This window comes from Leucobacter sp. 1207-22, from assembly GCF_052850455.1.
In genome coordinates this window covers 139,670-152,845 of the sequence record NZ_VXCR01000001.1, presented here as the reverse complement: position 1 = coordinate 152,845, position 13,176 = coordinate 139,670, and the positions used below count along the sequence as shown (strand labels likewise).

Here is a 13,176-nt window from a genome sequence, read left to right as displayed (position 1 = left end):
TCTTCGAAGCTTGCGCTGTGCGTAAACAGTGTATTGGGCGCGCTTCGCCTGTAAATCCAACGCATGAATCACTCCAAATGTCTTTAGAGGGGAGATACAGTATTTGCATGGCCTCTGGAGCAGAACACCCGGGAAAATCAACTAATACGATGCAGGCTGTCCTCGAAACATATGAGACAGTGCGCACGATGGTGAACGAGGGTGGCTGTGCATGGCACGGAGTGCAGACCCATGAGACGTTGACACCGTATCTCATCGAAGAAACCGCTGAGTTTGTTGACGCCATCGAGCGGAAGCTCCCTGCAGCAGAGGTGAGCGCTGAGCTCGGTGACGTGCTGTATCAGGTCCTGTTTCACTCAGTTCTTGCCGAACGAGACGAGGAAGGGTACGACCTCGCATCGGTAGCCGCAGGGCTCAACGCAAAGCTCATCGCCCGTCATCCCCATGTCTTCGGTGAACGCGGCTTCATGTCTGTTGAGGAACTCAACGCTGAATGGGAGCGGCTCAAAGAAGACGCTGCCGGTGAAGCTAGAGGAAGTCGCGGTGCGCTCGACGGCATCCCCGTAGGCATGCCCACGCTTGCCCGCAGCGCAAAGGTCATCGAACGGCTCAAGCGCGCTGGTGCGCTGGAGGAGGCGCGATCCGTGGCCAACGAACGTAGTGAGGCCGAGATCGGTGCGGATCTTCTCGCGCTCGTGCTAGAGGCGAACCGTGCGGGGGTTGACCCAGACCGCGCGCTTCGCGTCGCAACCAATGCGTTTGCGGCGGAACGGCTCGCTGCCGCAGAAACAAACAATCTCTGAAGTCGCTACAGAATAAGGCCGAGGCGGCGTGCTTCAATGACCGCAGCATGCCTCGTTGACGCGTCAAGCTTCGACATCGCGGTGTTGAGATAGCTCTTCACTGTGCTCTCAGCGAGGTTCAGCGACTGCCCAATCTCTGCATTTGTCTGGCCGAGAGCTGCGTGCGCAACGACATCTGTCTCACGACGTGAAAGACGGACTGATTCCTCGTGGAACGCTGCGGGCCGTCCAATTGCTGAGATGCGATCTTCGAGCGCGATGAGTCGTTCACGAATGTGCGGATCCGCGATTTCAGAGGACAGCCCACGCAGGTCAGCGTGTACACGCCGAAGGTCTTCCTGTACGGTTCCGGGAAGCGGAAATGCTGAGCCGTTCCCGTCCTGTAGTTCTCCGAGTCGCTTCACTACGCGGTCCTGTACGCGTATCTCTGTTGCAAATTCGGTCGCGATAGCAGCCGCGGCCTGCACAAAAGAAGGAGACGGGGGAGCCTCGCCACGTGTACCCCCGTACAGCACCGCTCGCGCCGTCTCGCCGAGCACAACCGGCATCGCAAATAAAGTGACGATGCCTTCGCCAAGGATCTCAGAATCGTAGTCGTGTGTGATGTTTCGCGCGGCGGCATAGTTCACCGCAAAGCGTGGTCTGAGCTCACTCATTGCGCGACCACCAAGGCCGCGAAGCAATTGCACTCGGAGCCCGTGAATCTCGGAGGTGCGGTGACCGGTGGCGGCTGTAACTGTTGTTGCCCCGTCATGCTCATACCCGCCGAAGGCAATGGGGAATCGTGTGGCGTCGGCGAATGCCGCCACGGCGTCTTCGAGGGTGCGCTGTGCGGCGGGGTCTGTGAGTCGCGTCATCGGAACTCCCAACTTACGGAGGTATCTCATGCTAGCCGCACCCCGCGGGGTGATGGAAGGGCTGTGGTGCGCAGAATCAACGCAGAACATGAAAGAATGGCAGACATGGCATCACAGGTGAACCCACCGCGCGGCATGCGCGACTTCCTCCCCACCGATAAGGCCCGACGTGAGCATGCGCTCAGCGTTATTAAGGGTGTGTATCGCGCGCACGGTTTCGACGAGATCGAAACCCCCGTGATGGAGGACTGGGGACGACTGCATGCTGGCCTTGGCGGAGACAACGAGAAGCTCAGCTTCTCGATCATGAAGCGCGCAATCAAGCCAGAGGCGCTCGCGGCAGCAGCTGCCGCAGGCGACCCAGATCAGCTCGCTGACCTCGGTATGCGTTTTGATCTCACTGTCCCGCTCACTCGTTTCTATGCAAGCCACCGTGCGGAACTGCCGCCGGTTTTCCGCTCGATCCAGATCGCTCCAGTGTGGCGCGCAGAACGACCGCAGAAGGGTCGCTACCGCCAGTTTGTGCAGGCAGACATTGACATCATCGGCGAAGCTGGTCAGCTCGCAGAGATTGAACTCGTCACTGCGACCTCGCAGGCGCTTGCTGCGCTCGGGCTCGAAGGCTGCATCATTCGTATGAACGATCGGCGCATTCTCTTCGGCTTGCTCGAGTTCTGCGGTTTCGCAGCCGAGACGCACGACAGCGCACTCATTACGATCGACAAGCTCGACAAGATCGGTGCCTCTGGCGTTGTTGAAGAGCTGCGCGACATTGATGCAGCTGCTGCTGACCGGATTGGCGAAGTCCTCGCAGCTGTTGAGCCGGCGCTGGCTGGCGACGGCATCGTCCTGTCGCGATCCGCCATCGAAGCGGTGCTCCCAGGTGTAACGGCAAACGCGCGCGCAGCTGCGGGAATCGACAACCTCGCTGACCTCGGTGACGCGCTTGCTGACGGTCTTCCTGCTGGGGTTGAGGTGCGTTTCGACCCGACCCTTGTTCGCGGTATGGGGTACTACACCGGCACGATCTTTGAAGTCGCGCACCCTGGCTCTGGTAGCTCGGTTGGTGGCGGTGGTCGCTATGACGGCATGGTTGGACGGTTCCTCGGCCAGGACGTTCCTGCTGTGGGATTCTCGATCGGCTTCGAGCGTGTCGTTGATCTCATCACCCTGCCTGAACAGGTTGGGCCAGAAGCGATGGTGCTCGTCTATGACGCAGACGTCACTTTTGCAGACCTGGTGGAATTGAAGCGAGAGCTTGTCGCACGCGGCCATCGTGTTCGGCTGGAGAAGCGTCAAAAGAATATGAAGACGTTGCTGGCACGTGTCATTGACGAAGGCTTCGTCAGCATGGCAAACGTGCGGCCCGGCCTGACGCGTGTCGATGAACTCGAGATCCGCGCACTCGGAAAATAGTTCCGATCACCAGTGAAAACAGTGCTTGCGGGAAAGCCCCAGCCAACTTCAGCAGAGCTTTCCCGCCAGACACCGTAAACTGGTTCCCGTGGGCGACCGCCCGCACCTACTTTTCGCGCCATTCGACATCTACGAATGGCGCACCCCCACGCACTGGCACACATTACGAGGAGCACATGGTGGCATACATCGACGCAGTGATTGCGCGCGAGATTCTGGATTCGCGCGGCAACCCGACTGTTGAGGTTGAGGTTGGTCTCAGCGACGACTCGGTAGGCCGCGCAGCGGTCCCGTCGGGCGCATCGACCGGTGCATTCGAAGCATATGAGCTGCGCGATGGCGACAAGGATCGCTACCTCGGCAAGGGTGTGCTCAAGGCTGTAGACGCGGTCTTCGAGGAGCTCGCACCCGCAGTTGAGGGCATCCCTGCTGACGACCAGCGTCTCGTTGACGCTGCGCTCATGGAGGCAGACGGCACTGACAACAAGAGCCGCGTTGGCGCAAACGCCATTCTTGGTGTGAGCCTTGCTGTTGCACACGCTGCTGCTGACTCGGCTCAGCTTCCCCTGTACCGCTACCTCGGTGGCCCCACCGCATGCACGCTCCCCGTTCCGATGATGAACATCATCAACGGCGGCGCACACGCTGACACCGGTGTTGACATCCAGGAATTCATGGCAGTGCCCCTCGGCGCTGAAAGCTTCTCGGAGGGCCTCCGCTGGGGCGTCGAGGTGTACCACGCACTCAAGGCACTCCTGAAGGAAAAGGGTCTCAATACCGCGCTTGGTGACGAGGGTGGCTTCGCTCCTGACCTCCCCAGCAACGCGATTGCTCTTGACCTCATTGTCGAGGCAATCAAGCGTGCTGGCTTCGAGCCCGGCCGTGACATCGCGCTTGCGCTCGACGTTGCATCGACTGAATTCTTTGCTGACGGCGTGTACACCTTTGAAGGCAAGACCCGTACCGCTGCTGAGATGTCGGCGTACTACGCAGACCTCATGGCCAAGTACCCCCTCGTCTCGATCGAGGACCCCCTCGCAGAGGACGACTGGGAGGGCTGGAAGACCCTCACTGACGATCTCGGCGACAAGGTGCAGCTGGTCGGCGATGATCTCTTCGTCACCAACCCTGCACGTCTCGCAGACGGCATTGCACAGGGCACCGCAAACTCGATTCTTGTGAAGGTAAACCAGATCGGTACCCTCACTGAGACCTTCGACGCTGTGCAGATGGCTCAGCGTGCGGGATACACCGCAGTCATGTCGCACCGTTCAGGTGAGACTGAGGACGTCACGATTGCAGACCTCGCGGTTGCAACCGATTGCGGTCAGATCAAGACCGGTGCACCGGCACGTTCAGACCGTGTTGCAAAGTACAACCAGCTCCTTCGCATCGAAGAAGAGCTCGGCGATGCAGCTCGTTACGCGGGTCGCGCGGCATTCCCGCGCTTCCAGGCGTAAATAGCGCTAGATAAGGGCGAGCACAGTGAAGCGCTGGACCGCAGATTTTTCGGCATGGGTGTCGAGTCTGCGTGTCAGTGGTGTCACTGTGCTCGCCGTTGTCGTTTTGGTGCTCGGCGCGGTCATGCTGAGCCCAAATATCACGACGTTTGTGCAACAGCAGCGTGAGCTCGCGCAGCTTCGCGCGAGTGTTGAAGAGCATCGAACTGCCGTGGAAGAAATTGACGCAGAGCGTGCTCGTTGGAAGGACCCGGCGTACGTGAGGTCGCAGGCTCGCGACCGACTGCTCTACGTGATGCCGGGTGAGACCCAGCTCAGCGTGATCGATGACGTGCTCATTCCCGCAGAGTCTGATGAAGAAACTGAGTCGACACTTACGGAGACCAAAACAAACTGGGCGCGTGAGTTTGCGTCCACCTTCCTTATTGCTGGCATGGCAGAGGATCCAGAGCAAGCTGCCACTGCGGGTGGAGAAACTCCGCAGCAGGATGCGCCAGCCGAAGACACATCAGCCGAGTAGTGGCACGCACGGTAGCAGCACAGCTACGCCCGCTCCCGCATAGCCGCGAAAAGTTTTCGCGCACACTTAATGAGACAACAGGAGAAGCAACATGCCTCGCCCCCCTTACGAAGCTCCCACCGCTGAGGAAATCGCGATTGTGAGCGAACAGCTCGGCCGCGAGGCGCGAGGTGTTGTCGGCATCGCCGCACGAACCGCGGACGGAACCCCTGCGGTCGTAGCGACTTCGCCACGCCTGCCTGATGGATCACCGTTCCCAACGTTCTATTACCTATGCCATCCAGAGATCGTTGCCGCGGCATCGCGTCTCGAGGCTGCCGGCGTCATGAACGAATACAACGAAATGCTTGCAGAAGATGAAGAATTGCGTGCGGCATATCAGCGTGCACACGAGCAGTTCGTGGCGGATCGCGACAGCATCGGTGAGGTGCCAGAGATCGCAGGAATCAGTTCCGGCGGCATGCCGGTCCGCGTAAAGTGCCTGCATGCCCTGATGGGTCACGCACTCGCAGCTGGCCCCGGTGTCAACCCCATTGGTGACCTCGCACTCGAGCGTTCGGGGATCTCGCACTAATCTGCGCTTGGTCTGCGGTCGCAAAATCAGCGAAAAGCTCCGAAAGCGGGCATTAATTTCGCAGAATCGTCCGTTTTGCCCGGTATTTCTGAGGAATACGCTCCTCACTGCATTTTTCCGGGTACAGTTGGTGGTGTTGGGCGTATTATCGCGCCCGCTTCGTCTGAAAAATACACCCGCGTGAAAACGCGGGTTTGAACGTGCTCACAGCATCAAGGAGACTGCTTCGTGTCGAAGAAGATTCTGATCGTTGGCGGTGGCTACGCCGGTTTTTACACTGCATGGAAGCTCGAAGGGCTTCTGCGCGCCGGTGAGGCCGAGGTAACGATCGTCGATCCGCTGCCGTACATGGCATACCTGCCCTTCCTCCCCGAGGTAGCAGCTGGTTCGATCGAGCCGCGTCACGCGGTAGTGGCTCGCCGTCGTCACCTGAGCAAGACTCAGGAGATCGCTGGCAAGGTTACGGGCATCTCGCACGCAACCAAGACCGCTACGATCACCCCGAACAACGGTGAGGCGTACGACTTCGCGTACGACGAGATCGTCATCACCACTGGTTCGGTTTCGCGTACCTTCCCGATCCCGGGCATCGCAGACAACGCAATCGGCATGAAGACGATTGAAGAAGCTGTATACGTTCGCGACCGCATGGTTCGCAACTTCGGCCTCGCAGCTCAGCTCCCGAAGGACTCGGCAGAGCGCGCACGCCTGCTGACCGTCACCGTTGTTGGCGGCGGCTTCGCTGGCATCGAGAGCGTTTCTGAGCTTCGCTCGTTCGCGACTTCGCTGCTGCGTCGTTACCCTGAGATCTCGTTTGACGAGACCAAGTTCCACCTCGTTGAGGCAATGGGCCGCATCATGCCCGAGGTCACCGAGAAGCTTGCTGACTGGGTAGTCCAGGACCAGACCCGTCGCGGCGTTGACATCCACCTCAACACCCAGCTTCAGTCGGCTGAGGGCGGCCACATGCAGCTCTCGACCGGTGAGAACTACGAGTCGGACCTCATCGTCTGGACCGCAGGCGTTATGCCCCGTCCGTTCCTCCGCGGCACCGATCTCCCCATCGGCGCACGTGGCCACGTCATCGGCAGCCCCACTCTTCAGGTCACCACCGAAGAGGGCGAAGTTGTTGCAGGCGCTTGGACCGCGGGTGATACCTCGCAGACCCCTGACATCTCGTCGACCCCTGGCCCCGGCGGCTTCTGCGTTCCGAACGCACAGCACGCAGTTCGCCAGGGCCGCCTGCTCGCGAAGAACATTGTCGCTTCGCTCCGCGGCGAGGGTGTACGTGAGTACAACCACAAGAACGCTGGTGCAGTTGCAGGTCTCGGCATGAACACTGGTGTGTTCAAGTCGGGTGGCGGCTTCGCACTGAAGGGCTACTTCGCATGGCTCGCACACCGCTTCTACCACGGCCTCGCAATCCCGACTTGGGAGCGCAAGTGGCGTGTATTCGGTGGCTGGATCAGCCACTTCTTCCTCGGCCGCGACATCGTTTCGCTCGAGGCAACGCAGGAGCCGCGTGCGATCTTTGAAGAGTTCGCAAGCCGCCCCAAGCCGGCTGCAGAGTAAGTAGTCCGTCATGGTGACCCGTCCGATTGTGATCGGTCACCGTGGCGCACCCGGTTACCGCCCCGAGCACACGGAGTCGTCATATCGACTCGCATGTGAGCTCGGGGCGGACGCCGTTGAACCAGACGTCGTCGCTACGAGCGACGGCGTCTTGGTCGTTCGGCACGAGAACGAGATCTCTGGCACTACTGACGTCGCATCGCGTCCTGAGTTTGCTCATCGCCGTTGCACAAAGACAATTGACGGCGAGCGTCTGACCGGTTGGTTCACTGAAGATTTCACCTGGGCAGAGCTCAGCACGCTTCGTTGCGTCGAACGGTTACCAAAGACGCGCCCAGCCAACCGCGACTTCAACGGCTCTGAGCCAATGCTGAGGCTGCGTGATCTCTTGCGCATTGTTGATCAGGAGAGCTCGCGACGCGGCCGCTACGTTGACCTGGTCATTGAAATCAAGCACGCAGCGTATTTCTTGACGTGTGGGTATGACCTTGGCGCCCTCGTGCGTGCAGAACTTGCAGCAACGGGATGGGCGGATCGTATGAACCGCATAACGTTTGAATGCTTCGAACTCGGTGTCTTGCGAGGGCTGACTGACCTGCGGGGGTTCGGCGCAAAACTGGTATTCCTCACCGAGGATCGTGGCTTTCCAGCAGATGACCCGACAGGCCGGTCATTCCGTTGGTACTCCACTCGTCGCGGTTTGAAGTATCTCGGTACGCAGGTAGACGGCATCAGCCTTGATAAAAAGTCACTGCTGAAGCGAAAGATGTTCGGGGGAGTACGGGTGAGTTCCGTAGTTCGACGCGCGCATCGACGCAATCTGCTCGTATTCACGTGGACGCTGCGTCCTGAAAACGTTTTCCTGCACCCGCGTTTCAGCCGTCGAGGTGGCAAGGCCGCACACGGTCACTGGCGACGGGAATTCTCGTTGCTGATGCGTTCAGGCTTGGACGGCGTTTTTGCCGATCATCCGGACCTCGCACTCGCAGCGCGAGACGAGCTTAGGCGCTAGCGCTCATTTCACCAGCAAGGTTTACCGGCATGAGTGTCTTGACTTCGTCTGCTGCATAGCCCGCATCGAGTAGGTACCCGAGCTTTGCGATTGCGGCCTCAATCGTGAGGTCACCGCCGTCGATAACGCCAGCTGTCGCCAGCTCGGAGCCAACTGCATAGCGGCCGAGCTGTGCAGTTCCTTGCGCGCACTGGGTGATTGCAACGACGGGCATTCGATCAGCAATGGCGCGGATCGCGTCCCGCATGCCGTGCCTCGACGTTGGTGCGTTCCCCGCGCCATAGCATTCGAGTACGAGCGCGTCGGGATCCGCGCCAACCGCAGCGGTCAGGTCGGCAGGGGTGACGCCGGGCGTGAACCGGTAACTCAGTACGCGCGCGGGCTCACGCCCATCTGCTTCTGGACGGATCGGCGGAACGCCAGCAGTATTGGGATCAAGCGTGCGTTCTGCCCGGAATGCCTCGAACGCTTCGGCGTCAGACTTTGTGGCGCGTACCGCAGGCAGGATTGCGCCGCCGAACGCGACCGTGACTGGTGCTTGCCGACCGGCTTTTGCGGCGACGCGGATCGCAAGACGGAGATTGTCTGCCGCGTCAGTGTTCGCTGCGCCGTGCGCGAGCTGGCTGCCAGTGAGCACAACCGGTGTGCCGAGATCTGAGAGCTCGAATGCGAGACGCGAAGCCGTATATGCGAGTGTGTCGGTGCCGTGAGTGACAACGACCCCGCGTGGCCGCATTGCACCGACGCGGGCCCGGATCGCGCGAGCAATCTTTGGGGCTGTCTCAGCATCAGCGTTTGCGCTGTCGATCGCTGGCTGAAGATGATTGATGCGCACTTGAATGCCCAGTGGCGCGGCAATCGCACCTGCGAGTTCTTCAAGTACCTCTGGGAAGTCAGGATCTGGCGCAAGCCCTGAGGAAGTCTCCCGCATGCCGATCGTTCCGCCGGTGGCAAAGATCAGAATCGTGGGGAGTTCTTCGGGCGCGGTATGCATGCCCCCTATTCTCTCGTATCCGGAGGCAAACGCGAGCGGTGTGTTGACCGTTGCTCACCCGGATGTCGGTGGTGCCACCTAAACTGAGAACCACAATGAGTGAATTTGAGCTGCTTGATCCGTCTGGTGTTCCGTTCGCATCGTCTTCGCAGGGGGCGAGCGCTGGCGGTGACGCCTTGCTCGATGGGCTGAATCCCGAGCAGATGCGCGCTGTGGTCGCGCGTGGCCCGGCACTGCTCATCGTCGCGGGTGCGGGCTCAGGCAAGACTCGTGTGCTGACGCATCGTATTGCGCACCTGATTCGTGAGCGGGAAGCGTGGCCAAGCCAAATTCTTGCGATCACGTTCACGAACAAAGCAGCTGCTGAGATGCGCGAACGCATCGAGACACTCCTCGGTGAAGGCGCCCAGGGTATGTGGGTGTCAACGTTCCACTCTGCGTGCGTTCGTATTCTGCGTCGTGAGGCTGAGCACTTCGGGTATGTGTCTGGGTTCACCATCTACGACTCCGCTGATTCCAGAGCACTGCTGAAGCGCATCATTAAAGAGCTTGACGCAGATACCTATGGCTTTACGCCAGCGAATGCCGGTTCGAAAATCTCACGGCTGAAGAATGAGCTTACTGACGCGCGCACGTATGGCGCTTCAGCAAACATGAGCGACCCGCGAGACCGTATTTTTACTGAGATTTTCACTGCGTACGAAAATGAGTTGCGCCGCGCAAACGCGTTTGACTTCGATGATCTGATTGGCCAGACGGTACAGCTTTTCCGATCACATCCAGAGATCGCCGCGATATATCAGCGACGTTTCCGTCACATTCTTGTTGACGAGTACCAAGATACGAACCATGCGCAGTACTCTCTCATCCGCGAACTGACAAAACCGGTAGCGGCTGAACAGGTGCAACGACTTGCCCCTCCTGCGCGTGCAGCAGAAGTTGATGGGAGCGGCCAGATTCCGGCCGCGAGCTTGACGGTCGTTGGTGATTCCGACCAGTCGATCTACGCGTTCCGCGGTGCAGACATTCGAAACATCGTTGAGTTTGAACGCGACTATCTCGGTGCAGAGGTTGTCAAACTTGAGCAGAACTATCGTTCGACTCAAAACATCCTGTCTGCGGCAAACGCGGTCATTGGCAATAACTTCGACCGCCAAGAAAAGCGTCTGTGGACGGCAGAGGGCGACGGCCCGAAAATTATCGGGTTTACTGGGTATTCGCAGCATGACGAGGCCAGATTTGTCGCTGACGAGATCGAGACGCTTCGTGGCGATGGCCATGCATATGGCGACATTGCAGTGTTTTATCGCACGAACTCTCAGACTCGTGCGCTTGAGGAACTGTTCATCCGATCAGCGATTCCGTACCGCATTCTCGGCGGTACGAAGTTCTACGAGCGCGCAGAGATCAAGGACGCAATGGCGTACCTGACAACTGTTGCGAACCCGTATGACCCGATCTCGTGGTCACGTATGCTTGGGGCGCCCAAGCGGGGCATCGGGCCAATGGCAGAAGCGCACCTCGCGAACTTCCAGGAAGACAACGGACTGAACTTCCATGAGGCCATGTTGCACGCTGACGAAGTACCAGGACTCGGGCCAAAGCTGCGCGGGACGATTCTGGCTCTTGCAGAGCTCTTGCAACGTGCAACTCGAATGGCACTCGGCGGCGGCGCAACCGATAACCCTGAAGAAGAGGCGAAGCCTGCTCCAGTTGGCGACGTGCTGAAACTGATTCTTGATGAAACGCAGATGATCGAGAAGCTGCGTGCAAAGCGGGATCCGCAAGATGATGCACGCGCAGAGAACCTCGAAGAGCTCATTGCAGTTGCTCGGGAATTTGATGTGCAACAGCCGGGAGCAGGACTCCTTGCATTCCTCACCGAAGTGAGCCTTGTCGCAGCTGCCGACGACCTTGACGATCAGAGCGGCACAGTTTCACTCATGACGCTGCATACGGCGAAGGGGCTCGAGTACCCCGCTGTATTCATCACCGGTGTCGAGGAGGGGCTGCTGCCGCACCAAATGTCTGTCGACGAGGTCGGTGGCATCAATGAGGAGCGGCGACTGATGTACGTCGGCATCACTCGTGCTCGAAAGCAGCTGTACATTACGCTCGCGTCAACCCGCGCAACCTTTGGTGACGTTGCAGTTGCGATGCCTTCACGGTTCTTGCAAGAGATCCCAGAGGGGCTCATTGACTGGCGACAGTCGCCTGGCGAGGTGACTGGCCGTGGCGGCACCGAATCACGAGCACTCAATGCACCGCGCGCTGCTGGTGGGGCTGCAGGCTGGAGCCGGTCACGAAACGCTGACTCTGCAGTATCGTTCGGCAGCTCAGGCCGCGGTGGTGCTGGATCCGCTGCAATCTCAGAGCCAGCCAGCGGCAATATGCAGTCCGCACTTGATAAGTGGCGTGAACGAAAGGCGCAGGCAAAGGCTGCTCAAGAGGCGGGCGGCGGGTTCCCGAACATGATCGGCGGTAGTACCCACGATAACGGCGATCTTGAACTCGCTGTGGGAGACCGCGTCAAACACACGAAATACGGTGAAGGGCGCGTGGTGTCAATGAGCGGAAGCGGTTCCAAGCGGATCGCCCACGTTGATTTTCCAACGGTTGGCGAGAAAAAGCTGCTCGTCAAACTTGCACCTATCGAGAAGCTATAGGTTTCGTTTCTATAAGTGATCTGCGGGTGTATCGCTGCTAGGCTGGCCAAAGTCGAGCCTTTCGACGTCGGAGCAATGACGCCTCGAAAAGCTGTTTTTCGAACGACCTAAGGACAGTTACGTGGATCTGTATGAGTACCAGGCACGAGACCTCTTTGAGCGATATGGGGTGCCGGTACTTGCCGGTATTGTCGCTGATACTGCTGAAGAGGCCCGAGCGGCTGCTGAAAAGCTTGGCGGTGTTGTCGTCGTCAAAGCGCAGGTGAAGATCGGCGGACGTGGCAAAGCCGGCGGTGTCAAGGTCGCTCGCACTCCCGGTGAGGCGTTCGCAGCAGCGCAGGCAATCCTCGGCCTCGATATCAAAGGCCACCGTGTCGAACGCGTCATGGTTGCTGCCGGCGCAGACATCGTTGAAGAGTATTACTTCTCCGTGCTGCTTGATCGTGCGAACCGTTCGTATCTCGCGCTGTGTAGCGTCGAAGGCGGCATGGACATCGAGCAGCTCGCCGAGACCAAGCCTGAGGCTCTTGCGCGCGTAGAGGTGTGCCCGATCGAGGGCATCAACGAAGTCAAGGCGTTGGAGATCGCGCGTGCTGCCAACTTCCCAGAGGAACTTGTTCCACAGGTCGCCCAGGTCTTCGAGCGACTCTATGCGGTCTACTCAGGCGAAGACGCAACGCTTGTTGAAGTGAACCCTCTCGTGCGTACGAGTGCAGGCGACATCATCGCGCTTGACGGCAAGATCTCCATTGACGAGAACGCAGAGTTCCGTCAGCCAGATCACGCGGGGTATGTCGACAAAGCCGCTGAGAACCCGCTGGAGTGCAAGGCAAAAGAACTCGACCTCAACTATGTGAAGCTCGATGGCGAGGTCGGTGTCATTGGAAATGGCGCGGGCCTCGTCATGTCGACGCTCGATGTCGTGGCATATGCCGGTGAAGCTCACGGCAACGTGAAGCCAGCGAACTTCCTCGACATCGGGGGAGGCGCTTCAGCCGAGGTTATGGCGAACGGCCTGGACGTTATTCTCAGCGATCAACAGGTTCGATCGGTCTTCGTCAACGTCTTTGGCGGCATTACGGCGTGCGATGCGGTTGCGAACGGCATCGTCGGCGCGCTCGAAAAGCTCGGTGACTCGGCAAACAAGCCGCTTGTTGTGCGACTCGACGGAAACAATGTCGAAGAGGGGCGCCTAATTCTGAATGAGGCAAATCATCCTCTCGTGATTCAGGCAGCCACGATGGACGAGGGCGCAGCGAAGGCTGCCGAACTCGCGAACGCTCGCTGATCCGCCGCCGAAGA

Annotated in this window: 11 protein-coding genes; 9 read left to right on the top strand and 2 right to left on the bottom strand. The window is 59.4% G+C overall.

Annotated elements, in window-relative coordinates:
• The first annotated feature begins 107 nt into the window (after window positions 1–107).
• The gene (locus FW756_RS00650) at window positions 108–803 is read left to right on the top strand and encodes a MazG nucleotide pyrophosphohydrolase domain-containing protein (protein WP_446428256.1); all 696 of its coding nucleotides are present in this window, start codon (window positions 108–110) and stop codon (window positions 801–803) included.
• 5 nt (window positions 804–808) lie between these two features.
• Here the strand turns inward: FW756_RS00650 and FW756_RS00645 are convergent, their stop codons facing one another.
• The gene (locus FW756_RS00645; protein ID WP_446428255.1) at window positions 809–1,660 is read right to left on the bottom strand and encodes a response regulator transcription factor; all 852 of its coding nucleotides are present in this window, start codon (window positions 1,658–1,660) and stop codon (window positions 809–811) included.
• A 105-nt stretch (window positions 1,661–1,765) separates the two neighbouring features.
• Between FW756_RS00645 and hisS the strand changes: the two genes are divergently transcribed.
• From hisS to FW756_RS00615, 6 genes are all read left to right on the top strand, one after another.
• Entirely contained in the window at window positions 1,766–3,076 is a 1,311-nt protein-coding gene (gene hisS, locus FW756_RS00640; RefSeq protein ID WP_446428254.1) for a histidine--tRNA ligase, read from the top strand.
• A 179-nt stretch (window positions 3,077–3,255) separates the two neighbouring features.
• Window positions 3,256–4,536, top strand: coding sequence for a phosphopyruvate hydratase (gene eno / locus FW756_RS00635; protein ID WP_446428253.1), 1,281 nt, complete (start codon window positions 3,256–3,258; stop codon window positions 4,534–4,536).
• A 25-nt stretch (window positions 4,537–4,561) separates the two neighbouring features.
• A complete protein-coding gene (locus FW756_RS00630) occupies window positions 4,562–5,056 on the top strand; it encodes an FtsB family cell division protein (protein WP_446428252.1) in 495 nt (164 codons plus the stop codon).
• A gap of 91 nt (window positions 5,057–5,147) precedes the next feature.
• A complete protein-coding gene (locus FW756_RS00625) occupies window positions 5,148–5,630 on the top strand; it encodes a DUF501 domain-containing protein (protein ID WP_188033281.1) in 483 nt (160 codons plus the stop codon).
• 228 nt (window positions 5,631–5,858) lie between these two features.
• Entirely contained in the window at window positions 5,859–7,202 is a 1,344-nt protein-coding gene (locus FW756_RS00620) for an NAD(P)/FAD-dependent oxidoreductase (RefSeq protein ID WP_446428251.1), read from the top strand.
• Between the two features lie 10 nt (window positions 7,203–7,212).
• Window positions 7,213–8,214 carry a glycerophosphodiester phosphodiesterase family protein gene (locus FW756_RS00615; RefSeq protein WP_446428250.1) on the top strand — a complete coding sequence of 334 codons (1,002 nt, stop codon included), beginning with the start codon at window positions 7,213–7,215 and terminating at the stop codon, window positions 8,212–8,214.
• On the opposite strand, the gene FW756_RS00610 is transcribed toward FW756_RS00615, so the two are convergent.
• Window positions 8,204–9,208, bottom strand: a complete 1,005-nt coding sequence (locus FW756_RS00610) for an asparaginase (protein WP_446428249.1) — start codon at window positions 9,206–9,208, stop codon at window positions 8,204–8,206. The two genes, FW756_RS00615 and FW756_RS00610, sit on opposite strands and share 11 nt — an antisense overlap.
• 95 nt (window positions 9,209–9,303) lie before the next feature.
• Here FW756_RS00610 and FW756_RS00605 point away from each other — a divergent pair, with 95 nt between their 5' ends.
• Together FW756_RS00605 and sucC are read left to right on the top strand one after the other, a co-directional pair.
• A complete protein-coding gene (locus tag FW756_RS00605; protein ID WP_446428248.1) occupies window positions 9,304–11,874 on the top strand; it encodes an ATP-dependent helicase in 2,571 nt (856 codons plus the stop codon).
• A 121-nt stretch (window positions 11,875–11,995) separates the two neighbouring features.
• The gene (gene sucC / locus FW756_RS00600) at window positions 11,996–13,162 is read left to right on the top strand and encodes an ADP-forming succinate--CoA ligase subunit beta (protein ID WP_446428247.1); all 1,167 of its coding nucleotides are present in this window, start codon (window positions 11,996–11,998) and stop codon (window positions 13,160–13,162) included.
• Window positions 13,163–13,176 lie beyond the last annotated feature (14 nt).

What these genes read in the sequence shown, in the direction of transcription:
- hisS (WP_446428254.1), top strand. Translation starts at nt 1,766, where the DNA reads ATGGCATCACAGGTGAACCCACCGCGCGGCATGCGCGACTTCCTCCCC.
- FW756_RS00650 (WP_446428256.1), top strand. Translation starts at nt 108, where the DNA reads ATGGCCTCTGGAGCAGAACACCCGGGAAAATCAACTAATACGATGCAG.
- FW756_RS00610 (WP_446428249.1), bottom strand. Translation starts at nt 9,208, where the DNA reads ATGCATACCGCGCCCGAAGAACTCCCCACGATTCTGATCTTTGCCACC.
- FW756_RS00625 (WP_188033281.1), top strand. Translation starts at nt 5,148, where the DNA reads ATGCCTCGCCCCCCTTACGAAGCTCCCACCGCTGAGGAAATCGCGATT.
- FW756_RS00615 (WP_446428250.1), top strand. Translation starts at nt 7,213, where the DNA reads ATGGTGACCCGTCCGATTGTGATCGGTCACCGTGGCGCACCCGGTTAC.
- FW756_RS00645 (WP_446428255.1), bottom strand. Translation starts at nt 1,660, where the DNA reads ATGACGCGACTCACAGACCCCGCCGCACAGCGCACCCTCGAAGACGCC.
- FW756_RS00605 (WP_446428248.1), top strand. Translation starts at nt 9,304, where the DNA reads ATGAGTGAATTTGAGCTGCTTGATCCGTCTGGTGTTCCGTTCGCATCG.